The sequence below is a fragment of the Mesorhizobium sp. LNHC229A00 genome (genome assembly GCF_000502415.1).
In the GTDB taxonomy this organism is placed as follows: domain Bacteria; phylum Pseudomonadota; class Alphaproteobacteria; order Rhizobiales; family Rhizobiaceae; genus Mesorhizobium.
Genome location: NZ_AYWQ01000023.1, coordinates 56,283 through 79,651, shown reverse-complemented (window position 1 = coordinate 79,651; position 23,369 = coordinate 56,283). Strand labels below are relative to the sequence as shown.

The 23,369-nt window shown below is 59.3% G+C and carries 20 protein-coding genes, 4 pseudogenes and 1 riboswitch; of the genes and pseudogenes, 16 read left to right on the top strand and 8 right to left on the bottom strand.

Annotated elements, in window-relative coordinates; genetic code table 11:
* Window positions 1-324 (top strand): MFS transporter (locus tag X742_RS1000000173260; protein ID WP_198019258.1); only part of this gene is annotated, 324 nt, incomplete at its 5' end.
* Window positions 325-531: 207 nt separating this feature from the next.
* On the opposite strand, the gene X742_RS142970 is transcribed toward X742_RS1000000173260, so the two are convergent.
* Window positions 532-840: a valyl-tRNA synthetase gene (locus tag X742_RS142970; RefSeq protein ID WP_031248548.1), complete on the bottom strand. Its 309-nt coding sequence runs from the start codon at window positions 838-840 to the stop codon at window positions 532-534.
* A gap of 86 nt (window positions 841-926) precedes the next feature.
* Between X742_RS142970 and X742_RS142975 the strand changes: the two genes are divergently transcribed.
* Entirely contained in the window at window positions 927-1,628 is a 702-nt protein-coding gene (locus X742_RS142975; protein ID WP_156939458.1) for a hypothetical protein, read from the top strand.
* A gap of 228 nt (window positions 1,629-1,856) precedes the next feature.
* Window positions 1,857-2,048: a hypothetical protein gene (locus X742_RS1000000176160; RefSeq protein WP_084569665.1), complete on the top strand. Its 192-nt coding sequence runs from the start codon at window positions 1,857-1,859 to the stop codon at window positions 2,046-2,048.
* Window positions 2,049-2,224: 176 nt separating this feature from the next.
* Here the strand turns inward: X742_RS1000000176160 and hemN are convergent, their stop codons facing one another.
* Window positions 2,225-3,586, bottom strand: coding sequence for an oxygen-independent coproporphyrinogen III oxidase (gene hemN / locus X742_RS142980; protein ID WP_023774930.1), 1,362 nt, complete (start codon window positions 3,584-3,586; stop codon window positions 2,225-2,227).
* A 1,216-nt stretch (window positions 3,587-4,802) separates the two neighbouring features.
* Between hemN and X742_RS142985 the strand changes: the two genes are divergently transcribed.
* The 6 genes and pseudogenes from X742_RS142985 (at window position 4,803) to X742_RS142995 (ending at window position 8,333) form a co-directional block, all read left to right on the top strand.
* Entirely contained in the window at window positions 4,803-5,960 is a 1,158-nt protein-coding gene (locus tag X742_RS142985) for a porin (protein WP_023774929.1), read from the top strand.
* Window positions 5,961-5,984: 24 nt separating this feature from the next.
* Window positions 5,985-6,240: pseudogene (locus X742_RS1000000173250) on the top strand (thiazole synthase); the annotation flags it as partial.
* 197 nt (window positions 6,241-6,437) lie between these two features.
* A pseudogene (locus tag X742_RS1000000176155) lies at window positions 6,438-7,014 on the top strand (thiamine phosphate synthase).
* Between the two features lie 84 nt (window positions 7,015-7,098).
* Window positions 7,099-7,428, top strand: coding sequence for a bifunctional hydroxymethylpyrimidine kinase/phosphomethylpyrimidine kinase (locus tag X742_RS1000000176150; protein ID WP_023774926.1), 330 nt, complete (start codon window positions 7,099-7,101; stop codon window positions 7,426-7,428).
* 147 nt (window positions 7,429-7,575) lie between these two features.
* Complete coding sequence (locus X742_RS1000000176145; RefSeq protein ID WP_023774925.1) at window positions 7,576-7,812, top strand: hypothetical protein; 237 nt, start codon at window positions 7,576-7,578, stop codon at window positions 7,810-7,812.
* 26 nt (window positions 7,813-7,838) lie between these two features.
* Window positions 7,839-8,333 carry a MaoC family dehydratase gene (locus X742_RS142995; RefSeq protein ID WP_031248547.1) on the top strand — a complete coding sequence of 165 codons (495 nt, stop codon included), beginning with the start codon at window positions 7,839-7,841 and terminating at the stop codon, window positions 8,331-8,333.
* An 801-nt stretch (window positions 8,334-9,134) separates the two neighbouring features.
* Here X742_RS142995 and X742_RS143000 read toward each other — a convergent pair.
* Entirely contained in the window at window positions 9,135-9,611 is a 477-nt protein-coding gene (locus tag X742_RS143000; RefSeq protein WP_023774922.1) for a type II toxin-antitoxin system VapC family toxin, read from the bottom strand.
* Window positions 9,608-9,910, bottom strand: coding sequence for a hypothetical protein (locus X742_RS143005; protein ID WP_023774921.1), 303 nt, complete (start codon window positions 9,908-9,910; stop codon window positions 9,608-9,610). Before X742_RS143005 ends, X742_RS143000 begins: the two co-directional genes overlap by 4 nt.
* Before the next feature lie 398 nt (window positions 9,911-10,308).
* On the opposite strand from X742_RS143005, the gene X742_RS143010 reads away from it, so the two are divergent.
* From X742_RS143010 to metE, 6 genes are all read left to right on the top strand, one after another.
* The gene (locus tag X742_RS143010; RefSeq protein ID WP_023774919.1) at window positions 10,309-10,545 is read left to right on the top strand and encodes a recombinase family protein; all 237 of its coding nucleotides are present in this window, start codon (window positions 10,309-10,311) and stop codon (window positions 10,543-10,545) included.
* Between the two features lie 345 nt (window positions 10,546-10,890).
* On the top strand, window positions 10,891-11,247 hold the full coding sequence (locus X742_RS0138560; protein ID WP_031248544.1) for an ArsR family transcriptional regulator: 357 nt from the start codon (window positions 10,891-10,893) through the stop codon (window positions 11,245-11,247).
* A 28-nt stretch (window positions 11,248-11,275) separates the two neighbouring features.
* A complete protein-coding gene (glyA, locus tag X742_RS143015; RefSeq protein ID WP_023774917.1) occupies window positions 11,276-12,613 on the top strand; it encodes a serine hydroxymethyltransferase in 1,338 nt (445 codons plus the stop codon).
* A 53-nt stretch (window positions 12,614-12,666) separates the two neighbouring features.
* Window positions 12,667-13,842: a methionine adenosyltransferase gene (gene metK / locus X742_RS143020; protein ID WP_023727246.1), complete on the top strand. Its 1,176-nt coding sequence runs from the start codon at window positions 12,667-12,669 to the stop codon at window positions 13,840-13,842.
* 106 nt (window positions 13,843-13,948) lie between these two features.
* Window positions 13,949-14,968: an adenosine kinase gene (locus tag X742_RS143025; protein WP_023774916.1), complete on the top strand. Its 1,020-nt coding sequence runs from the start codon at window positions 13,949-13,951 to the stop codon at window positions 14,966-14,968.
* 601 nt (window positions 14,969-15,569) lie between these two features.
* A riboswitch (cobalamin riboswitch) is annotated at window positions 15,570-15,772 on the top strand.
* Between the two features lie 94 nt (window positions 15,773-15,866).
* A complete protein-coding gene (gene metE / locus X742_RS143030) occupies window positions 15,867-18,218 on the top strand; it encodes a 5-methyltetrahydropteroyltriglutamate--homocysteine S-methyltransferase (RefSeq protein WP_031248543.1) in 2,352 nt (783 codons plus the stop codon).
* A gap of 440 nt (window positions 18,219-18,658) precedes the next feature.
* Here the strand turns inward: metE and X742_RS1000000176140 are convergent.
* A pseudogene (locus X742_RS1000000176140) lies at window positions 18,659-18,826 on the bottom strand (cytochrome C peroxidase); the annotation flags it as partial.
* A 1-nt stretch (window position 18,827) separates the two neighbouring features.
* Window positions 18,828-19,883, bottom strand: a complete 1,056-nt coding sequence (locus X742_RS143035; RefSeq protein WP_023774912.1) for a cytochrome-c peroxidase — start codon at window positions 19,881-19,883, stop codon at window positions 18,828-18,830.
* Between the two features lie 950 nt (window positions 19,884-20,833).
* Here X742_RS143035 and X742_RS143040 point away from each other — a divergent pair.
* On the top strand, window positions 20,834-21,187 hold the full coding sequence (locus tag X742_RS143040; protein WP_023774911.1) for a hypothetical protein: 354 nt from the start codon (window positions 20,834-20,836) through the stop codon (window positions 21,185-21,187).
* Between the two features lie 137 nt (window positions 21,188-21,324).
* Here the strand turns inward: X742_RS143040 and X742_RS1000000171700 are convergent, their stop codons facing one another.
* A complete protein-coding gene (locus X742_RS1000000171700) occupies window positions 21,325-22,389 on the bottom strand; it encodes a glycosyltransferase family 10 (protein ID WP_084569664.1) in 1,065 nt (354 codons plus the stop codon).
* Window positions 22,390-22,548: 159 nt separating this feature from the next.
* A pseudogene (locus X742_RS1000000171695) lies at window positions 22,549-23,151 on the bottom strand (ISL3 family transposase); the annotation flags it as partial.
* Between the last annotated feature and the right edge of the window lie 218 nt (window positions 23,152-23,369).

Sequence of the window (23,369 nt, the reverse complement as noted above, 5' to 3'; positions counted from 1 at the left end):
CTGATAGCCGAGAGAAATCTCGAGGCCTTCCTCGACCTCATGCGGCAGCGGCGCCATGTACACAGCCGCGTCGGTGCCCGGAACTGGACGCTCCAGCGGAACTTGCAGAAGCCTATGCATTGGACAGAAACGTTTCGCACGCCGACCTGGACGGACTACCTTCGCCTCAATCATCGTCTGACGGAAGTAGACAAGGAACTGGACGAGCGTGTCTTTCAGCTGCACGCGGCCGAGACCCCACCTCAAATGACACTTTCCATCGAGCGGCCGACAAGCTCGGCCCGCAAGCCCGAGCACTCAGCTTTTCGCCATCCCCGTCATTGAAGCCCGGCCGGCACAGAAAACGCGATTGTTGTCTATCGCGCTCAAACCGGTGCGGGAGACGGACAATCCACCAAAATTCGATGATGGGTGGCAGAGAAGAACCCCAGGCTGAGAGTGCGACCGATCGGTCCCCACGGTGAAGCGGAGCCTGGGGCTACAGCGGCACGCGACGATTGCCGCGTGTCACCTTTTGAATTTAAAGTCTTCCTAGTCCGCCTCGCTGATCCGGGCCAACGCTATCTTGAGGTTGGCATTTTGTCCCGCCAGGTCTCTGAGACGATCACGTTCGGCGGCGACCACATCCGGACTGGCGTTGGCAACGATGCACCTGCGCGGAGCGTGCTGTTGCTGGAAGCAGGAAGGCATGATCGGCCAAAGCCGGGAGAGGTGCTGCCAGCAGTAGCGAATGGGCTGCTGCGTCAGCTTGGTGTCTGGACGCCGTTCGCCGAGGCCGGCTTCGTCGAAAATGGTGCGCTTGTTTCGGTGTGGGCCAATGAAGTTCCCAGCGAGCGGCACGGCATGTTTTCCGCTCAAGGTGCCGGCTGGCAGCTCGACCGGACGCGATTCGACCGGCTGATGTGCAGGCGGCCAAGGCGGCAGGTGTGGACACGCGGTTTGGCTCGGCCGTGGGGTCGGCAGTGCGCGACGATCAAGGCTGGCTGCTCAAGCTGGCCGATGAAGCTATCGTTGCCCGCGCCGTGGTTTGGGCGACCGGTCGCAGTTGGAGGCTGGCGCGATGTTTCGGCGCCAAGCTCACCATGCACGGACATCTTGCCGCCTACACACGCTTTTTCGACCGCGCACCGGGCGATTGCAGCATGGTCGTCGAGGCGCGTCCCGAAGGCTGGTGGTACAGCGCCGACTTGCGCGTGCCTCACCGATCCGGATCTGGGCAGCGAACTGCGCAAAGCCGGACATTGGTACCAAGCTTTAGCCGCAACGCAGTCCATCGCGCCGCTCGTGCCGCCCACGCAATCGAGACCGCCAGCATGATCAAGGCGGCGGGAACCGCAATCGATCCCGCCGCCGGTGACCGCTGGGTCGCGGCGGGCGACTGCCTGTTCTGTGCCGATCCACTGTCATCACGCGGGATCGTGCATGCACTCCGCTCAGGGATCCTGGCGGCCTACGCGGCATCGGACATGCTGGACGGGCGTGGCGATTCGCCTGCGCCCGCTATGCAAAATCGCCACACGCGGCTTTGCCGATTAGCTCCCAGCACTGGCTGCCCACTATGCAGCCGCCGCGCGATGGGACACGCCTTTCTCGCAGCGGCGGCGCAGCCATGTCTTCCACGCGTCTAGCATCGAAGGAGGGAGGTCAGAGGTGGTCTCGGGACGGGGTGCTCGGCATTTATGAACCGACCGAGCGCCAGCGAGTGGTCGTCGGCGGGCTCGATGGCGGCATCAGGTCAGGGAACTCGGCCTCCATGATCATCTCCGATTTAATTCAAATTTGTCTGTATATATTGACGATTGCACTACCTTCACCTCGTAGACGGCAATGCGGGCGGGTAGAGAGGGTTCTATGATATGACAAGCGATTTTTCCGCCGCCCGAGTGCATTTAGATCGAGCGTATGACTACCTTTGTGGGAATGACCCGATGAGTCAAAGGGGCCGCGAAGCCTTGGACCTGCTAATTGAGGCGGTTGCCGTCGAAGAGTTCAAGCAGCCACGCCAAAGCGCTGAGGTGCTAAGGTTTCCGATTGGGCGCCGCTGCTGAGGTAATCTCCACGGCCGCCATGTAGCCTCGCGGGTGAGGCGCTCACGGCAGGGACTCGCCGCCCCGTGAGGGCCGGGAACGAACGCATTGGCAAACGGAAAGCCCACTTGCCAGACCAGCGCCCGGCCGGCGTGGCAAGTAGGCCGGCGGTTCCAAGCGGAGACATTGATGCCGGACTATGTCGTGCTTTGCATCGCATTAAGCTGCTGCGGGATATACGTAACGCCATCCCTAAACACATCGAATGCGGCAGCGACAGCGCGAATCCCAAAGCGATGCTCCCGCCGTACGCGGACAAAGCCGTTTTCGAAGTCCACTATCCCGTCCTTGGCCAGCATGGCCAAGCGCTCAGCCGAATCGCGAAGACGGATCGGATCAGATCCGTGGGCGACACAGATTGCCGGCACGTCAGCCTCGAAATCGCACATTAATCGCTCGATAATTGCGGCTCGCACGCGGTCGTCGTCTGTGAGGCGATGGCCCTTCGATGTAGCCAGTCGGCCAGCTGCGATGTGCTGGATGTAGGAATCCCGTGTAACTTCGTTTTGAACGTATCCCTGGCCGATGCGGCCGATAGCCGACGCGCCGAAACCGATCAGGGTTCTGCAGGTATCGGCCGAGTAGCCCAACGAGTTACGTCGCAGGCGACCTGTTTCCTGTGCCAGCGCGAGCTCGTCGTCCGGCAAGGCGAAATGGTCGAGCCCGATCTGTCGGTAGCCGGCGGCAATCAGCGTCACGGCGACAGCCGCATACTGTTCAGCGCGGGCAGCGCTGTCGGGAAGAAATTCCGCCTCGATGAGGCGCTGATTCTTTACTTGGGATGGGATGTGCGAGTAGCCGAACAAGGCAAGCCGGTCGGGGCGCATGGCGACCGCCGCCCTCACTGTTTCGACGCACGACTCCACCGTTTGACGCGGCAGGCCGTAGATGAGGTCGAAGTTGATGCGGCTTACTCCATGCCGGCGCAGCACTTCCACGGCAGCCGACGTCTGGGCCACGCTCTGGATTCGGTTGATCGCTTTTTGAACAATGGGATCGAAGCTCTGTACGCCCAGGCTCGCGCGGTTCACGCCGGCCGCTCCCAAGCCTTCCGCCATCTCGGGCGTGAGCGTGCGTGGATCGATCTCGATGGCGACCGTAGCTGTTTTCGAGATGGCGAAGCGGCATCGCAGGAACTCCATCAGAGCGAGGAACTCGGCTGGTCCGATGAGAGACGGCGTTCCGCCGCCGAAATGTATGTCGCTCACGGGCAACGTCTTCGGCACTCGCTCCGAAACCAGACGGATCTCGTCACGCAGCGCCGCCAGATAGTTGAGGATGGGCGCATCACGGCGGGTGATGGTGGTTGGGAAGCCGCAATACCAGCAGGCTGATCGGCAGAACGGAACGTGCAGATAGAGTGACACCGGATCATCAGCCGGCAGGTTCCTGAGCCATTCCTCATAAGCCTCGGCGCCGACCGCCCCAGAGAACTCCGACACAGCCGGATAGATAGTGTACCAAGGCAGCCGGGCCTCTCGAAATTTCGTGGTCTGCAACGGTCACCGTCCCATGCTGATAACATCCAACCTTACCGCTGCGCTCGCCTGCGTCTTTGCGCTATGTCAGTCCGTTCCGCTTTGGGCTCGAAATTTTTTTAGCAATGGGCGCCGTTCAGTCTTGGCTGGACAGCGATGGTCTGAGCGCACTCGGTCAGCGACTGACGATGGTGTTCCCGCCGAAACCCTCACGCGCGCACCGTTTTGTTCGACGTCCCTTCCCTTCATCTGCGCGTGGAGACTCTTCTGAGCGCAGATGCCGCATCCGATGAGACAATACGGTGTTGGGTCCAGACTTTGCACGCCAGCTAGCGCCGCCCATAATGATCTCTGCCGTCTCGATGAGCTCGTTGTGTGAATTGCTGGCAAGAAGCATTAGCTGTGCCGCGCGGCTTTCAGCACGAAAACCTGCTCGACGCGACCGTCAGGTCCGCCGCAATGCCAAGGCTGGCGCCTACCGACTCAGTGGTGCAAGGCTGCGGCGCGTGGTTATCGACCATCAGCTCGCCAAAGTGACGGCGTCGTACCGAGCGGTGGCCGCCGCATGATGCCTCAACGGCGGGGCTCACAGCAAACAATGCCGTCGCCATTAAGCCAAACTGTCACGAAGCGAACAGACGAACCGTAGCCGAAACGTTTGCCGTTCGTGCTTGGGTGGATCCGCAAGGCAAAAAGAACGGAAGCGCGAACCAAGGTCCGCCCGCACATTTGAGCTTCAAGCCGCAGCTGGGTCGTCAGGGTGGCACGTCATTTGCAGTAGTACCCTTNATGATGCCTCAACGGCGGGGCTCACAGCAAACAATGCCGTCGCCATTAAGCCAAACTGTCGCCAAGCGAACAGACGAACCGTTTGCCGTTCGTGCTTGGGTGGATCCGCAAGGCAAAAAGAACAGAAGCGCGAACCAAGGTCCGCCCGCACATTTGAGCTTCAAGCCGCAGCTGGGTCGTCAGGGTGGCACGTCATTTGCAGTAGTACCCTTTGTGAGGCCCGCCGCTGAGATGAAAAGGGTACAAAAATGTTGTATGAGCGTCTGGGAGTGATAACTACTTAATATATGTGACAACAAGTCTCAATCACATTCTGAATTCTCCTAAGCATTAGCACGGCAGTTGCAGCAACACTCCTAGAATTAATCTTGATTCGCTATCAATCGTTTGCTTAGCAAAAATCATTTATCGGTCTCGATTCCTTTTACCATTTAGACGGAGATCAACAATGACCATTGGGAGCCTCCTCCTCGGCTCAACTGCGGCACTGATCGCCGCTTCGGACGCTCGCGCCGTGATCATCGTCCCCGAGCCTGATCCCACTGAGTACCTCAAGATCTGCGACGTCTACGGCTCCAGCTACGTCTATATTTCAGGCACCGAGACCTGCCTGCGCATCGGCGGCTATCTTAGCTACTACGTGGGCTTGGGCGATGTCGGATTGTTTTACCACGCAAGAACCTCAGATGTGAGGACTGGTGAGGATCAGGGTACATGGCAAAACAACACGCGCTTCACACTGAAAGCTTGGACCGGCCAGGAGACCGAACTCGGCACGTTGAAGACCTACACCGAAACCCGCGTGAATTTCGGTAACCGCCACACTTCGGTTTCGGACAGTTCTCGGTCCTATGCCTTCAACGGAGACAGCATCTTGACTTTCGCCTGGATTCAGCTTGGTGGCCTCCGAGTTGGTAAGGACTGGTCGGCCTTCGACAAGTTTATTGGCGGCGCGGGTGACGTACTCAACCAGACGCCGGTTCCCTACGGCGCTTTGGATACCAATGTGGTCCAGTACTACTTCGACGCCGCGAACGGCTTTTCCGCCGTGGTTTCGCTCGAAGAAGGCTCAGGCGTGGTGGGCACAATCGACAACTACGCTCCGCACATAGTCGGCGGCTTGAAATACACACATGGCTGGGGAGCGATCACCGGCGTTGCTGGTTATGATAGCAACTACGAATCGGTAGCCGCCAAGGTCCGTGTCGACATCAATGTCACCAACGAACTGTTGCTGTTCGGAATGTTCGGCGACGGTTCCAATGGCAAGCTCAACCACGACTCCATGAACGCGATCGACGCTCATGGTCGCGGCTTCTATAAGATTTGGGGCGGGAACTGGGCTTTCTGGGCTGGCGCCGCTTGCGACGTCAACGAGACAACTTCGTTCAACCTTCAGCTCTCGGGTGATCAGCTCAAGAACTATGGTGTCGCTGCGAACGTCGCCTATGCGCTTCTTCCAGATTTCACAGTTACGGCTGAACTCGACTACGACCGCTACGGAGGCTCCGCCGTCGGAAAGGTGAAAGCTTCCGAAGTGAACTGGGCCAATGCCAACAAGAAGAGCAGTGTCGGCGGTATCCTGCGTTTCGAACGCTCATTCTAATGCGATGAAGCGTTGAGCTCCGAGGTCCAGTTGATGCGCGGACATTTCCCCTACATTCCGTTTGATTGTGGATGCGTGGCTCGGACGGCCGTCGTACGCGGCGACGTGATGGAGCTCGGGCTTGACGCCGTGCTCCTGAACACGGCGGTCCCGAGGGCGGCCGATCCGGTCGGCATGGCGCGTGCGTTCGGCAAGGGCGGTCGATGCCATTCGTGAAGCTAGCACTGGAATGCTCGAACCGCGCTACTCACCGAAGGTCGGCAGGGCTGTCTTCTCATGAAGCTCGATCCCTTCTATCTGAATTTCGACGTGCCGGCTGGGTTGACCGGCTGGCGCCGCTCGGCGTGAGTCTGCTGCAGCTCCGGATAAAGGATATGGACGAGAAGGGACTGCAGACGGAAATCCGCCGCGCGAACGACGCCTGCGCGGTCCATGGTTGCCAAGTGAGCGTCAACNGGTCGGCAGGGCTGTCTTCTCATGAAGCTCGATCCCTTCTATCTGAATTTCGACGTGCCGGCTGGGTTGACCGGCTGGCGCCGCTCGGCGTGAGTCTGCTGCAGCTCCGGAGAAAGGATATGGACGAGAAAGGACTGCAGACGGAAATCCGCCGCGCGAACGACGCCTGCGCGGTCCATGGTTGCCAAGTGAGCGTCAACGACAATTGGCGCACGGCAATCGAGGAAGGCTGCGACTTCGTCCATCTTGGTCAAAAGGATTTGGCTGCCGCCGATGCTGACGATTAAATACGCCGGATTGAAGCTCGGCCGCTCGGCCCAGTCTATCCAACTAGCCTTTAGAAGATGAATGGGCGTCGCAAGCGCTCGAGCGGATCAGCGAGTGGAAGCACCAGGTCGCGCCGATCCCATTGGTCTCCATCGGCGGCCTCAACCTGACCGGCTCGAAGGCGTTTTTCGAGGCTGGCGCGGAAAGCGCAGCCGTGGTCACCGACTTTGCGCTGAACGACGCCCCAGAAGCGCGCACGCGAGAATGCATCGAAAGACAGAACAATGGCGCTGGGGCGAGAACCGCATCTGCTCGTTGTTGTCGGGTCTGATTCCCGCGGTGGGGCTGGCCCGCGAGATCGAGACGATCGCTTGCCTTGACGTGCGCATCTGCCTTTGCTGTCAGCGCGCTGACGGTGCAAACCCAGGAAGACGCCTTGGAAATCCAAGTTACGCAACCCGGTCTGGTGACGGGTCAAATGCGCGTTGCGCTTCAAGCTAACAGAGTGGCCGGCACCAAGGTTGGCATGCTCGCAACGGCTGAGATCATCGTCGCTGCGGTTGCCGCTGTGCTGCGCGAATATCGGGCGCATATCGACAGTCCAGATCCGGTGCTGGCTTCCACGTCAGGCCGAGCGCTTCTAGAAGCAAGCGCCATCCCGCATTATGAAGTAGCATCTGATGCCGCTTTGCCGTGTCGACACCCAATGTCATTGAACTGGCGCTTCTTGCCGGCTCAGAGCTAGCGGCCAATGAGGTCGGCGCGCTTCAAGAAGGACCACAAGCTACCCCGTCTGCTGGACTACTCCTCCACCATTCGAGACACGGATGGTTCCTATCCAGACAATTGATTTTATCAATCTGCGACAATACCGCATAGCGGCGCCGGCGGAATGATCATCCGTACCAAGACGAGCTGCTTTCGGCGGCCTGCAGGACGCGCACCGCGACCGAGTACAAGCCGGCTCGTCTGCAGCCATGTTCGGATCGGCCGCATCGGTGCGCCGAATGAGATTGCCGGCGGAACGCTCTATTCGTGCAGCCGTGACGGCAGTCATCTCACCGGCGCCATCCTGCCGATGGATGGCCGGCAGTCGGTGCAGCATGGGCTGACACTGTTCACGGAATGAAGCCGCTCGCGCTTCGGACGGTTGAAATGGAGGACATTAGCGTGGAACCGATCAGTCTCGACGAGCTTCTGGCCAGCGTCGGCAAGGAAGTCGGCGTGTCGCCGTGGCGGGTGGTCTCGCAGCGGATGATCGACCAGTTCGCCGAGTCCACCGATGACCACCAGTTCATCCACTGCGATCCGGAGCGCGCCAAGCGCGAGACGCCGTTCGGCGGCACCATCGCACATGGCTTCCTGTCGCTTTCGCTTTTGTCGGCGATGACTTTCGAGACCATGCGGCCGCTCGAAAACTGCAAGATGGGTGTCAACTATGGCTTCGAATCGCTGCGCTTCCTGGCGCCGGTGAAAACCGGATCGCACATCCGCACCCGTTTCGTACTGGCCGACATCAAGGTCAGGCCGTCGGGCTGGGTGCAGACGGCGCTGAGCGTGACGATTGAGATCGAGGGCTCGAAAAAGCCGGCGCTGACCGCGCGCTGGTTGACGCTGACGCTGATCAAACGCCAGCCGGAGGCGGCCTGAATTGCTCAACGAGCGTCAGCAGAGACGATCTTCACGTGCCGGGGCGATGTAGGCGACCAGTGCGCACCGATCGGCAACGCGGCCACGGGGGTCGGCTAGATAGAGTGGCAGGAATGCCTAATCGGGGCTCCGTCTCGGAAGGGGCGTCGATGTATCGGAAGCGCTTCGGCTTTCGGCGCTGCATTCCTTGTTCACGAAGTCCATGGAGAATTCCCGACCACGGGGTCGAAAGATCGGCTTGTGATCGGAGTGGGCAGATCCTCCCCGACTGAATCTGCCAATAGGGTGTTATCGAGTTAACCGGGTCGAACTTGAGGTCGCGGGTGTCGCTGATCGGCTGCTCGTCGAGCTCGAGAGCTGCCAGCTAAAGGCAGAACACGGCGATGCCAAGAGCTCCGCAGTTGATGTGGACGCCCAGAGCTGGGCGTACAGACCGACGAGTTCCCGGCGGGCGAACTTGCCATTGGTAGCGCGCCAGACCAGTCGCGAGAAAGCCTCGATGAGAAGGCCCCGAGCCACGCGCGGCATCGACTACAGTGGCGTTTGGCGAGAGGCCTTCGAAGACGAGATCGAGTGTAAGATAGACGAGCTCGACACGCATATCGCGCAGTCCCTGCGATCGCGCCTTGTCCGCGGCGCTCGTGCGTGCGAACTGTTGGTAGATCGAGCTGACTAGATGAACCGGGATGGCATTAAAGCGGAACTGGAAGAGGCGCCCCTGGCCGAACTAAGCAAGATCAATCCAGCCATCGCTAAAGGTAGGCGAACACGAGACGTTCGGACTCCGTGCCGCTGAAATCCTCAAATTGAATCGGCCGGACCGTTGGAGCTATCATCACCCGCTTGGCTTCCAGAGCTACGGAGCGGGTTGATTATCTGAACGTCCTCGAAGTCCTTTTCATTGTCGGTCACTACGACACACTCGTTGGCTTCAGCTATAGCGGCAATGATTGTGTCTCGGGCGCTCCGCGAACGGCCTCTGGCTTTGCCGTTGGCCATCAGCCGCGCCCACACGAGGCCGGCTTTCTCGTCGAACGATAGCACGCGGCCAGCGAACAGCGCTTGCGGGCCTTCGGAGCCCTCGAACCAAGTTTCAAGGCTGCTGCGCTTCTTCCCCTTCGGCTTCTCTAGGATGCCTCGGCGAATTTCGGCGACAGTAAGCGAAGCAATGAAGAGGTCTTCGTCCTTCTGCGCGCCCATCCAGGCCAGCAACGAGCCCGAAGGCTCCGGCTTTATGACGTTGCTGATGATATTGGTATCAAGAAGGTAGCGCGTCACAGGTCGATCTCGCGCCCCTCTTCGCGCGGCCGGCTGAGGTCGAGGTTGGAGCCAACCAGAGGCGAGCGACGCAATGCGGCGAGAATGCTGCCCGCTTTCGGTGGCTCACCCGCCACGGCTTGCTGTATGGTCCGACGAAGCTGTCGGGCATCCGGCCCGCTCTCCGTTAATTTTCGGGCAAGAGTTCGCAGTAGATCGCGGTCTGCGTCGAACGCCTGGATCTCGAACCGCGCGATGCCGCGCTCAGCCAGGCGAGAGCGATAATTCTCGATGGCTCTCTTCTGTGCAGTGTTGCCCATCGCGTGCCTCCGTTCTCTATCCGGATATATAGCCATGGCTTTTTCGGAGCACAAGGTGCCCCGTCATCGGCCAGCACTGGCTCCTGCGCGACGCGCGTTATTGATCACAAAGAATTTCCATCTTGTCGAAGCACTGTGACTCGGCATCCTTGTCGCGAAAAGGAGTATTTCGCGTCAGGACAGGAACGCGATCATAGCGCGACCGAAACGTGCAACAGCCGAAATGCTTCGTGTGGTCGCCGGCGCCGCCCGCGAATCGGCTGTGCCTGCGTCGCCGAAGCCGATCGACGCTTCGTCAATCTGGTCCATTTGCTGGCGCGACAGGCCCCACGGGATTTCGTTCAAGCCGAAACGGATAGCCAAACGCGAGACCGCGTCCCGGAGTAGGGGGCCGCCTCATGAAGGTCGCGCTTGGCGCTCGCTACTCAACTGACAATCACCGAGACGCCTCGATCGAGGATCAGTTGCAGCTCTGCTGCTTGCGTGCTGAAAAGCAAGGCTGGACAGTCGTCGACAGCAATACCCACCGCGCGATCTGCGGCGCGTCGCTGTTGCGTCCCGGCCTTCAGGAGCTGATCAGCGATGCGATGCAGGGCAAATTCCTGATCGTGCTCGCAGAGGCGATGGATCGCTGACCATGACCGCTGCAAACCGGGAGCAGGCCAGGCTGGGCAAACGTTGCAACAGATCCTTCAAGGAAATTCATAGACTCTTAGCAACTCCGGCTCGCTGTGAATGGTAGGCTTTTGCAACGTCTGAGATCAGTGGTTCCAAACCGTGGCCCCGCTTATCTTCGACTCGCCGAACTGCTTGCAATTTCGGCTAAAGGCCCAAGAAGAGCGCCCATTTGTTTTTTCGACACAGGATATCGCCGGTCGTCACGGCCACCGAGATTTGTCCGGTCGTTGGACACCCTTCGAAATCTGCAACTTCTGTGGAGAACGCGAAATGAGAAATTCGGTAGGACTTGGTCCTGAGCCATGATGACACTGGTTAGTCGCCTACGCATGGCAGCGCATCCTGACCGCCTTCGGATCCTGGGCCTTTGTGCGCATGCGGACCTAACTGTCTGCGAGCTAGCGGAGATTCTGGGCGTGTGTCGAGAGCGGGTTGCGCGACACGTCCGGCTGCTCGCCAGAGCCGACTTTCTTTGCTGCAACGGACAGCCTCCGTGGCGCTCGTACCATCTCAACGCAGGATCCAACGACGGCGGGCTGGTCCAATTATTGGTCGATCTCCTGCCCCATCGCGACGGCTATCATAAACAGGACCTGCAGCGGCTCGAAGCGGCACGAGACACGCGGCCGAAGGGGACCGCGTGCTTGATCGTGAAATAGGTCAATCCAATTGGAGCGCGAAGCGACCATGGACAACTCCGCCGACGGCGCGATCGCACAGCCCGACACCCACGGGCGGTCTTCCTTGGCCGCGGTTGATTGCCGCGTTCACGAGCTGCTTCTGAAACAGGAGCGGCAGGAGCGGACGACCCTCAAGCTCATCGCCTCAGAGAACTTTGCGTCCTCGGCCGTTCTGGAAGCGAACGGCTCGATTTTCACGAACAAGTACGCCGAGGGGTACCCCGGTGCGCGCTACTACGCTGGAAACGAGATCGTTGATGAGCTTGAGAATCTGGCCATTGAGCGCCTGAAAACACTATTTGGCAGCGAGCATGCCAACGTCCAGCCTTATTCCGGCTCGCCGGCCAACCAGGCTGTCTATCGTGCGCTTTTGAGTCCCGGTGACAAAGTAATGGGCTTGCCCCTTCCGGAAGGGGGCCATCTGACTCATGGTTGGGCCATCAACTTTTCCGGAACTGACTATCAACGCGTGCCCTATGGACTAGATGAAAAGACACAGCAGATTGACTATGACCGCTTGCGCGAGACAGCCAAGCGGGAACGGCCGCGGCTCATTTGGGTCGGCGGAACTGCTTACCCGCGTGTCTTTGACTACGCGGCAATGGCAGAAATCGCCCTGGAAGCGAACTCCTATCTCGTAGCCGACATTGCGCACATCAGCGGCCTGATTGCCGCAGGAGCGCACCCGAATCCCGTGGGCCATTGCGACGTGGTCAGCAGCACGTCCCACAAGTCGATCCGCGGTCCCCGCGGGGGCTTCATTTTGTCAAGGAACGAAGATCGCTATCAGGCGCTGTATCATACAAAGAGCAAATACAATCTCGCCAGACGAATAGACCGGGCGGTCTTCCCTCACCTGCAAGGCGGGCCCCACATGAATGCCATCGCTGCGCTAGCGGTTGCCTTGCACGAAGCCGCGAACCCGTCCTTCCGAAGCTACGGCCAACAGACGGTCAAGAATGCCAAGGCTCTGGCACATGCACTGCTTGAGCGAGGTTATGACCTGGTGACCGGGGGGACGGACAATCACATGCTGATCCTTGATCTTCGCGATCGGCCACTATCGGGCAAGGCCTATGCCGAGCGACTAGCAAAGGCAGGAATCATCACAAACTTTAATATGGTGCCTGGCGACCCGCGGCATCCGGCGGTCACAAGCGGAATTCGCCTGGGGGCGCCAGCAGTGACGTCAATGGGCATGCGCGATGTGGAAATGGTGCAAATTGCTGGCTTCATTGACTCCGTCCTCCAGCGGCCAGACGACGAAGATCTCCATGCCTGCGTGCGAAGAGACGTTGCCGACTTGTGCGCTGCGTTCGAGGTCCCGGGCATCTGCGACAAGTAAGGTCGGCCAAGCAAAATGCCCATACCACATCCAACACCCGAAGCGAGGTATTCATGGCTAGGCAGTTCGTGTTCTCTTCCGAATCGGTTGGCGCGGGGCACCCGGATAAGTTGGCCGACAACATCTCGGATGCCATCCTCGATGCCATCCTCCGCACAGATCCCAAGGCGCGCGTCGCCTGTGAAGCGTTGGTAAAATCAGGGATAGTCGTTCTGGCTGGCGAGATTACCAGCGATGCGCAGGTGGATTATAGCCAAGTTGCGCGCGATACGATTCTCGACATTGGGTACGACGACGAGGCCGTCGGCTTTGACGGCCGGCGTTGCGCCGTCGTTCATGCCCTCACCGAGCAGTCGCCCGACATCAGCCAAGGCGTTGACGAGGGAAGAGGGCAAGACCTCCAGCAGGGAGCGGGAGATCAGGGCCTCATGTTCGGCTACGCATGCCGCGAAACCGATACCCTGATGCCTTTGCCGATCCAGCTCGCTCATCGCTTGACGAAACGGCAGGCGTATGTCCGGAAGGCACAACAGCTTGGCTGGTTGCGTCCTGACATGAAATCCCAGGTCTCAGTGCGCTATGAGGGGTTGCGCCCGGTCGCCCTGGATACGATCGTCGTGTCGACGCAACATGACGAGCAGGTCTCGCAAGAGACTGTCCGCGAGGGCGTCATTGAGGAAATCATAAAGCCTGTCCTGCCGACCCACCTGGAGACGGAAGGCATCAGAATTCTGGTTAACCCGACGGGGCGGTTCGTAGTCGGCGGGCCGCGCGGCGACTGCGGTCTCACTGGACGCAAGATCATCGTCGATTCCTATGGCGGGATGGGTCGTCATGGCGGCGGCGCCTTCTCGGGCAAGGACCCGTCCAAGGTTGACCGCTCAGCTGCCTATGCGGCCCGCTATGTCGCAAAGAACATCGTCGCTAGCGGACTTGCGGACGTGTGCGAGGTGCAGCTTGCTTACGCAATCGGCGTGGCCAGTCCGGTTTCCGTCATGGTCAACACGTTCGGGACAGCCAGGGTTGAGGAAAGCAGGATCGAGCGCCTCATTCTTGAGTTGTTCGATCTCAGACCGAAAGGCATTATCAAGATGCTTGATCTCTTACGACCTATATACCGCAATACAGCGACCTATGGCCATTTTGGCCGTGAAGAGCCTGATTTCACCTGGGAGAAGACAGACAGGGCGGACGAATTGCGTCGCGAGGCAGGACTCGCCGCCCCGTGAGAGCCGCCGGCGAACGGATTGGCAAGCGGAAAGCCCATTCCCACCGGGCAGACCCGGCCCGGCCGGCGTGGCAAGAAGCCGGCCCGGGTTTTTGGCGGAGACATTGATGCCGGATTATGACGTGCTTTGCATCGGCAATGCGATTGTCGACATCATCGCCCAGTGCGAGGAGGAATTCCTCGAGACCAACGGCATCATCAAGGGTGCGATGAATCTCATCGACACACAGCGCGCCGAATTGCTCTACAGCCGCATGGGCCCGGCGATCGAGGCCTCCGGCGGCAGCGCCGGCAACACGGCGGCAGGTATTGCCTCCTTCGGCGGACGCGCCGCCTTCTTCGGCAAGGTCTCGAACGACCCGCTCGGCGAAATCTACGCGCACGACATCCACGCGCAGGGTGTCGCCTTCGACACCAGGCCGCTCCAGGGCGAGCCGCCGACGGCGCGCTCGATAATCTTCGTCACCCCCGATGGCGAGCGCTCGATGAACACCTATCTCGGCGCCTGCGTCGAACTCGGGCCGGTAGATGTCGAAGCCGACAAGGCGTCCGGCGCCAAGATCACCTATTTCGAGGGTTATCTGTGGGACCCGCCGCGCGCCAAGGAGGCGATCCGGCAGACGGCGAAGCTCGCGCACGAGGCCGGGCGCGAAGTGTCGATGACACTGTCGGATTCGTTTTGCGTCGACCGCTACCGCGACGAATTCCTTGAGCTGATGCGTTCGGGCACGGTCGACATCGTCTTTGCCAACAGCCACGAGATCAAGTCGCTCTACCAGACATCGTCGTTCGACGAGGCGCTGGCGCAGATCCGCAAGGACTGCAAGATCGCCGCCGTCACACGCTCGGAAAAAGGCTCGGTGATCGTGCGCGGCGACGAGAGCGTGGTCATCGAGGCGACCGCGATCAAGGAACTGGTTGACACGACCGGCGCCGGCGATCTCTACGCCGCCGGCTTCCTGCACGGCTACACGCAAGGCCGCGACCTCCAGACCTGCGGCGATCTTGGCTCACTGGCGGCCGGACTGGTTATCCAGCAGATCGGACCAAGGCCCCGGCAGAATTTGCGCCGCGAGGCCGAACAGGCGGGATTGCATGCGCGGGCAACTAACCAGCCGCCCTACTGACGCGATCATCGCAGTGGCGGAACTGTGTCAAAGCTCGCTGATAGCGACAGCCATTCGCTTCGGAGAACTGACGATGCTGCTGCCGTGAAGCTCGCTGGAAGGCGGTGCAAGGCGGGCTTGCCTTGACGGCATTCACCGTCATCGAGATCGCCACCGGCATTTTCCAGAAGCTCAGCTTGGGGAAGGCCAGTAAGGTCCTGAGGTAACGGAGAACTCGCGGCATCCGTCGGAGCACTTGACTTGCGATCACGTCCACGATGCCGAATGCGGGCAGACTGGTTCACCATTGGTCTGGGACCAGCGGAATTGGCAGCTGGGCTTCATCCTCGTCAATCTCATTACAGGACGGGACGGGCCAACTTCGGCTTGTTGTTCTGCCAGCATGGCACGGACGAGTGGATGCCAATAATCTATGAGAACAGGTCGTTCACCCAAGCTGCGTCGCAGCCCGACAGGAATCTGCCAGTTGGACAATGGTGGCAGCGGAGCAGCGCCGCCAATGGCAGACTGAATATTTCACAATGTTAGACAAGCGTAAAAGCGCATCACATAACGACATAAACATTTCGTTATGCGTCATTGACAAAAGAGCGGACTGCTGTGATTGTCTGCGTGTCGTGGTTCTCGCGTGCGGCGCTGCCGCAACGGAGCTAAGAGGGAAGCCGGTGCGATGCCGGCGCTGCCCCCGCAACTGTTAGCGGCGAGCCAAACCAACTCATGTCACTGAGGCGAATACCCTCGGGAAGACCGGTAGAGGCTATGACCCCGCGAGCCAGGAGACCTGCCACGGCGAATTACGTCCACGGGCGGGGTGTCTCGGTGGCCGCTGCAAGCCGGCGTTCGTGCCGGCCTGCTAGCGCCTTCCTTGTCATCGACGCCCCAACCATCGGGGTATGACATGACTGACTCTCAGCAAATTCCTGTAGCAACGCTCGGCGTGCCGCGCTTCGGTCGTCGGCGAGAACTGAAATTCGCGCTTGAAAGCTACTGGTCCGGAACATCGTCCGCTGGCGACCTTCTTGCGACGTCGAAGGCGCTCCGTGCCGCTAGCTGGGAAGAGCAGCGCAATCGCGGCGTGTCGAAAATCCCGTCAAACGACTTCTCGCTTTACGACCATGTGCTCGACACCGCAGCCATGGTCGGCGCCATTCCCTCCCGTTACGGCTGGAATAGCGGCGAGGTCCCACTTGACATCTACTTCGCAATGGCGCGCGGCAACCAGGGTCAGACGGAGGATTGTGCACACGCTGGTCACCAGGAGGCGGCTCATGGGCCCGGTGTAACCGCGATGGAAATGACCAAGTGGTTTGACACAAACTACCACTACATTGTGCCGGAACTTGATGATGATCAGACGTTCGCCCTCTCGTCGACAAGACCCGTCGATTACTTCCTCGAGGCCAAAGCTCTCGGCATTCACACACGCCCAGTCATCCTTGGACCCATCACCTTCCTCAAGCTGGCGAAATCGCCTGCCGAAGGGTTCGATCCTATCGCGCTCCTACCGCGGCTGCTGCCTGTTTACGAGCAACTCCTGCAGAGGCTGAAGCTGTCGGAAGCCGACTGGGTGCAGATCGATGAGCCAGCGCTTGTCCTCGATCTGAACTCCAACGAACGAGCTGCGTTCGAGTTCGCCTATGGCCAGCTGTCGAAAGCCGCGCCCGAGCTGAAGATCATGCTGGCTACATATTTCGGGCATCTGGGAGACAATCTCGAAACCGCGGTTTCTCTGCCCCTGGCCGGGCTGCATATTGATCTCGTGCGCGCTCCCGAGCAGCTGGAAACGGTGGGTCGGCTCGCTCCGAAGGATCTGGTGCTCTCGCTTGGCTTGATCGATGGCCGCAACGTCTGGCGTGCGAACCTGCCCGCCATTCTCGACCGCATCAAACCGATCGTCGCCGGCTGGCCCTTGGACCGCGTCGAGATCGCGCCTTCTTGCTCGATGCTGCATGTGCCGATCGACCTGCGCATGGAGACGGAACTCGACGCCGACATCAGCTCGTGGCTCGCCTTCGCGGCCCAGAAGACCGACGAATTGGTGTTGCTGGCCCGGGCCCTGTCCCAAGGCAGAGATGCGGTGGCTGGCTCGTTGAAAGCGTCTGCCGAGGCTGCCGCCACGCGCGTGACATCCACGAGGATCCATGACCCGCTTGTTCAGGGGCGGATCGCTAGCATTGACGACAGCGCGAAGCGACGAGAGAGCGCTTTTGCCGAGCGCTCCAGAGTCCAAGGCGGCTCACTCGGGCTGCCGCCGTTCCCGACGACGACCATCGGGTCCTTCCCGCAGACGCCGCAGGTACGCAAGGCGCGGGCCGCTCATGCGAAGGGCCAGCTGAGCTATGTCGACTACGAGACGTTCCTGAGGAAGGAGATCGAGGCTGCAATTCGCTGGCAGGAAGAGATCGGGCTGGACGTGCTGGTGCACGGTGAGTTCGAGCGAAACGACATGGTACAGCATTTCGGCGAGCAGCTGTCTGGCTTCGCCTTCACCCAGCATGCCTGGGTACAAAGCTACGGGTCGCGCTACGTGCGTCCCCCCATCATTTTCGGCGACGTATCGAGGCGCAATCCGATGACAGTGCGCTGGTGGCAATTCGCCCAGTCGCTTACGGAAAAGCCCGTGAAGGGAATGCTCACAGGCCCAGTCACCATTCTCAACTGGTCTTTTGTTCGCGACGACGTACCCCGCTCCGAAGCCTGCCGCCAGATCGCGCTCGCCATCCGCGACGAAGTGAGGGATCTCGAAAGGTCCGGCGCAAGGATGGTGCAGATCGATGAGGCCGCGTTTCGCGAAGGATTGCCACTGCGCCAGTCTGACTGGAAAGTCTATCTCGACTGGGCTGTCGAATGCTTCCGGATCGCTTCAACGGGTGTAAAGGACGCGACTCAAATTCATACCCACATGTGCTATTCGGAGTTCAACGAGATCATTCACGCGATCGCTGGAATGGATGCGGATGTCATTTCGATTGAGACGTCGCGCTCGAAGATGGAACTGTTGGACGCCTTCACGAGCTCCAAATATCCGAACGAAATCGGTCCCGGCGTCTATGATATTCACTCACCACGCGTCCCGGAAGTCGGCGAGATTTCGGACTTAGTCATGCTTGCCCGGGAGCGACTGTCCGACGGCCAACTGTGGATAAACCCGGACTGTGGCCTCAAAACACGCAAATGGGAGGAGGTCCGCCCTGCCCTCATTAACATGGTCGCGGCAGCACGCGCGCTCCGGCAGAAAGTGCAGGCGTGAGGCTTCTCTTCCTCACCGTGTGGGGAGTTGCCGGCTGGCGGATGTCGGCCGGGAATATGCCAAACCGATCACACTCTTGGAAATGCCACACGGCGAAAATGTGCAATTTTCCTTCGGCACGTGTCCTCATCCCGCAGAAATATAAATGTGACACTACGCTATAGTATTGGTGCTTGGGAACATACCGGCCCCGCGCCTCGAACAAATCGTACACACGTCGTTTCTCAAAGTAGACTGCTTGGTGCGTTCGCTCAGGCGGCGACAATATATGATGCTGCGCGTCTGTCCGCTTCCCCAGTTGATTCGCGCAGACTACGGGCGAGGTGGCAGGTTTCGGATATTGCTAGCGTCCCGCCAATTCGGAAATGGACCTCGCGATTCGTCCGTCCAAGTAAAAGTCGCATCATTGTCGATTGCCACGTCCGCAGCCAGCTGGCCCTTTATTTTCCTGAGATCTGAGTTACAGGCCGGGGCGTTGTCGCCGTTTCGGAGGGTAAGATGGGATAGGCGACCTCGGGTGCCTCTCCGGTCAGCGAGTTGAGGAAGGCAACAAGCAGGTCAAGTTCTTCGTCCGCCAGTACTACGCCAAGCTGGGTGGTCCCCATAATNTTATTTTCCTGAGATCTGCGTTACAGGCCGGGGCGTTGTCGCCGTTTCGGAGGGTAAGATGGGATAGGCGACCTCGGGTGCCTCTCCGGTCAGCGAGTTGAGGAAGGCAACAAGCAGGTCAACTTCTTCGTCTGCCAGTACTACGCCAAGCTGGGTGGTCCCCATAATAGCGACGGCCTGTTTCAGATCCCAAACCTTGCCCGAATGAAAGTATGGCGCGGTGAGTGCAACGTTGCGCAGCGGCGCCACGCGGAAAACATAGTAGTCATCGGCTGCATTGGTGACCGCAAATCGGCCCTTGTCTTTTTCCGGCAGGACCTCGGCGCTGGGCTGTTCCACAAGGCCGAATGGGTAATAGGCTTCCCCACCAACGTTGATGCCGGCATGGCAGGACGAGCAGCCTTTGTCCATGAAAAGCGCCAGGCCCCGTTTCTGTTCGGAAGTCATGGCAACCTCATCACCATTCAGGAAGCTGTCGAACGGAGCCGGTGTGACCAGCGTCGCCTCGAAGGCTTCGATCGCCTTGGCGAAGTTGTCGAAGGTGACCCGATCGGCTTCAGCGGGAAAAGCTGCATCGAACCACTCGACATATTGCGGCATGGACTTGAGCGTGGCGATGACTTGGCCCGGTGTATTGGCCATTTCGATCCCGGCTTGGACCGGTCCCTTCGCCTGAGCCTTCAGGTCTTCGGCACGACCATCCCAGAACTGGGCGATGTTGAAGACAGCGTTCAGTACAGTCGGCGCGTTGCGCTGACCCTTCTGCCAACCATGGCCGATCGAGGTTTCGTGATTGTCGTCGCCGCCGGTGGCCAGGTTGTGGCATGAGTTGCACGACAAGACGCCTGACGCCGAGACGCGTGGATCGAAGAACAGTGCCTTGCCGAGAGCGATCTTTTCCGGGGTGATCGGGTTGTTGGCGACTGTCGGCGTGGTGGATGGCAAAGCCGTGAAGGTGGCCAATGCCGTATCTCTGAGGTCGGTGGGGATCGAATCCGCAGCAAAGGCGGTGGGTGCCAGCAAGGTGACAGCCATCGTTCTGAATAGGATTTTCATAAATGGTCTTCCTGCGTCGTGCACGCAGCCACTATGCGATCCGCGGCTCATGAACGCCCTGAGCTAGATCAGCTGAGGGAGAGGACCGGGTCTGACACCTGTTTTCGCGGCTGAGCTGGGACCCTCTTGGAAGTGATCGCTGTTCTCGATTGGACTTCAGGGAGGAGGAGTATCCCTGCTCGGCAACCGGTTGGATGTAGCAAAGCACGCACTGAGTGCGCTTCGTAGATTCGGTCACTGCGATCTTCCAGCCATCGTTGAGAAAGTCGATAGCATCTGCAAGACTTGGCAATCTCTTGCACCATGTGCGCTGCACGCCTTGCGAAAAGTGAGCTTCTGAAACCTCAGGGTTCATTCGTTCCTCCTGACCTGCTGATTGCGTGAATCGGCCTTATCGGCACCCGCCGACTGCACATTGTGATGTCACCAGCGATGGCGGTTTCAATACCTAAGCAGCGACGGTCTATGCGACAGTATGGATGTCTATCGGAATAGCCGGTCTCGCCCTATCGACGTCACACCGGCATATAGCTCCGCTTCTACGAACATCCCATCACGCGAGGAAAGGCATGGCCAACACGCGCAGTATCGCCAATCTAGCCCTTGTGCCGGCGCGGCGCTTGAGCAGATCCACCGGCTGTAACTGTGTCACACTGCTCCACAGATCCTGGGCGATGACCACGTTGTCGTCATGATTCGATGGGGGCGGGGCATTGGCCCATTAGCGAGTCACCGCAAACTGTGCGGTTGCCAATACGCAATGAAGTGAATTGGAATGATCTTCGGTTGCGAAACACGCATGTCCGACGCAGCTTGCGTTGACAGAGGCGGTTTTACGCGCAATAGCACTTCCGCCGGCCTATTTTTGTGGAGTTCAATTGTGGTTCGGCCAAGGGCGCGGGCGCCGGACCGGCGCCGTGTAAACCTCATTAAAGAGAGAGAGACCCTGCATGGAAGAATTCTTACCGCGCATCGCCACTGGTGCCGGCATCGGCCCGGCTCTCGCAGAGAAGGGCGTTGGGTTAATGCTGGGTTTCCTGCAAAGCCACGCGGCCGACGGTCCCGTTGCGCGCATGATCGAGGCCATTCCGGGAGCTTCGGAATTAGTAGCGAAGTATCATGGCGACGACCCAGACGGTGGCGGCCTTATGGGGCTCGGCCAGCAATTAATGAGTGAGGGTCTCAGCATGGCAAAGATCGCCGGCCTCGCCAACGAGACGATCGCCTGCGCCAAGGAACATGCCGGCGACGAACTCGTGGACGAGGTCCTCAATTCCGTTCCTGGCCTTCCCCGGTTCGTCTGATCAGCGGCAGCCGGGGGCGCATGACCTCGTGCGCCCGTGCCGGCCCGTCTGCGCAGCAGGCATTCTCCGCCGAGCGTTCCGTGCCGATCTCGCCAGACCACCGACCGCCGGGCACGCGAAGCGAGCGTTGGAGTACTTCATTCGTCTATTCCAAAATCGACCTCAGGCGAATCGATGTGTATAATTTCCGGCGGTAAGGGTTTATCCTGAACGCTTTCGATGAAGCCCGCGAGATAAGCAAACGTATTGTATTTCTCGAGGACCAACCGCTTCGCCTCTCTTATNGGCGGTAAGGGTTTATCCTGAACGCTTTCGATGAAGCCCGCGAGATAAGCAAACGTATTGTATTTCTCGAGGACTAACCGCTTCGCCTCTCTTATTGCGCCGCGACGTTCCTTCCAGAGGTCCGAGTCGATGATTTCTTGAATTTTTGGGATTACGTTCTTGTCCTCTGGGTCAATCAGAACCATAGAGTCCGAAGGGAAGAACCTCGTGATTGCCGGGCTGCCGTAATAAATCGGCATTGTTTCAGCAACGAAGCAGTCCATAAGCTTCTCTGTAAAATAGTAATCAGCACGAGTATTCTCGAACGCTATACTGTAGCGGTAAGGTGCGAGTGCGTTCCATTTATCTCCAATCAGCCGAAACCCTCGGCCGAACAGGTCAAAATCGAGCTCCTTTCTCAGCCGTTCCAGAAACGCCAGCCGATATCGATGTCCTTTAAGCAGGGCGATGTTACTGGTAATCCATGAGAGCCGAAGCGGCTTATCCACGACTTCGCTGACCAGAAGTTGGTCATATGTCTTGTTTACAGACCAAGACCGAGTGATAGGTGGAGACAAAACGAATCGACGCTCTGCATTCTGCCGAGCAGCCAGCTCTGCGTCAGACGTCAGGACGATAGTATTTTTCCCCTGCCCTTCATGAAATGCGCGATGAGCTTTCGTCGGCGGTTCGCCGATTGCAAAAATTGTCCTGTTTGGGCTCGCCTCGATATCAACAGGGAGCCCAAAAAGAGAAGCAGAGTTAAAGACGATATGCCAATCGGGCACGAAGGATGTCGTGCGAACAAAAGCGACATTGTTCCAGATTCCACTGCCCTTTGGAGTGAGATGGTGGATTGCATCATCCAAAACGCCCCAAGAATCTAGACATGTAGCAACAATGGGCGCCGGGCGTTCCGTCAACAATTTGGCCGACAAAGCAGTTCCACTCCCTCACTCGTGAAGGTACTCAATGGCCATTCCGGATCGCGGTAACGTTGGGCAGCATAAACCTTCCGGGACCCGCTGTCGAGGCAATTGTCGCTTTGCACTTGACCAGGTTCTTCCTCGCTTTGTGCGGTGATCAGGCCGGCTGAGTGGCAGCATGCGTGCCCTAAGGAGTTCGCAGCCCGCTCTGCCTACATCGTACGTTTAATCGTCTTCAGGCGGTTGATCAGCCCTTTCGCCTGGCCGTTGCTCCGCGGTAGTTCAATGGCATCGCGAACGGCGTAGGACCAGACCGAAACGCGTGATGGCGACGAGCCCGGAGTTGACGCCACGTCGATCGAAGTGTCGAGCTTGCCGAATTCACAGGCCCCGCAAAATGCCGCGGAAGCGCATGGCAAGCCTGCGCATAGTGGCAAACTCATGTGATCCCTGCTTCAGGACGTCGACCTTTGTGGCCTGGTTGATCGTCAGCACATCCCGAGCTTCGTGCAGAGGGCCGGGGCGACTACCGGCGAGATCACACGGCCGGTCGCGGGATTCCGTATGGGACAGCGTCGCTGGCTGGTTGACGCGTATGATTGAAGCAGGCGACGCACTGTCCTTGCCCGGCCTCTCGGCACGGCGCCAGCTTGCGAGAAGCCGCTCCAGATTCGAGAAGCTGCCCGTGTCGCCGCGCTGTTCGATATCGTGGAAAAGGTGTCGTCCGCAACGATTGCCGTCTCTCGAGGACCGGCTAAGAAACGCCTCGAAATACATTGATGTCCTTGGTTACCAGCGGCGGTTCCCAGCCCCTTGGAAGAGCGGCTCACCGGGCGATGAACTTACATTTGGCCATTGCCAATGAACGTCCATCGTCCTGACGCCCACCAGCAAGCGATCACGATCCCTCGATTTCACAGTCCAAAGAAGTAAAGCGGGACACAAATAGCGCGCTTAGCCTCGACTACTAGCAACTTCGGCGCAAAGTTACA

Bases quoted from the DNA above. Each gene is read 5' to 3' on its own strand.
- X742_RS1000000176160 (WP_084569665.1), top strand. From the start codon at position 1,857: ATGACAAGCGATTTTTCCGCCGCCCGAGTGCATTTAGATCGAGCGTAT.
- X742_RS142985 (WP_023774929.1), top strand. From the start codon at position 4,803: ATGACCATTGGGAGCCTCCTCCTCGGCTCAACTGCGGCACTGATCGCC.
- X742_RS1000000176145 (WP_023774925.1), top strand. From the start codon at position 7,576: ATGATCATCCGTACCAAGACGAGCTGCTTTCGGCGGCCTGCAGGACGC.
- X742_RS142995 (WP_031248547.1), top strand. From the start codon at position 7,839: ATGGAGGACATTAGCGTGGAACCGATCAGTCTCGACGAGCTTCTGGCC.
- X742_RS143005 (WP_023774921.1), bottom strand. From the start codon at position 9,910: ATGGGCAACACTGCACAGAAGAGAGCCATCGAGAATTATCGCTCTCGC.
- X742_RS143010 (WP_023774919.1), top strand. From the start codon at position 10,309: ATGAAGGTCGCGCTTGGCGCTCGCTACTCAACTGACAATCACCGAGAC.
- X742_RS0138560 (WP_031248544.1), top strand. From the start codon at position 10,891: ATGATGACACTGGTTAGTCGCCTACGCATGGCAGCGCATCCTGACCGC.
- glyA (WP_023774917.1), top strand. From the start codon at position 11,276: ATGGACAACTCCGCCGACGGCGCGATCGCACAGCCCGACACCCACGGG.
- metK (WP_023727246.1), top strand. From the start codon at position 12,667: ATGGCTAGGCAGTTCGTGTTCTCTTCCGAATCGGTTGGCGCGGGGCAC.
- X742_RS143025 (WP_023774916.1), top strand. From the start codon at position 13,949: ATGCCGGATTATGACGTGCTTTGCATCGGCAATGCGATTGTCGACATC.
- metE (WP_031248543.1), top strand. From the start codon at position 15,867: ATGACTGACTCTCAGCAAATTCCTGTAGCAACGCTCGGCGTGCCGCGC.
- X742_RS143035 (WP_023774912.1), bottom strand. From the start codon at position 19,883: ATGAAAATCCTATTCAGAACGATGGCTGTCACCTTGCTGGCACCCACC.
- X742_RS143040 (WP_023774911.1), top strand. From the start codon at position 20,834: ATGGAAGAATTCTTACCGCGCATCGCCACTGGTGCCGGCATCGGCCCG.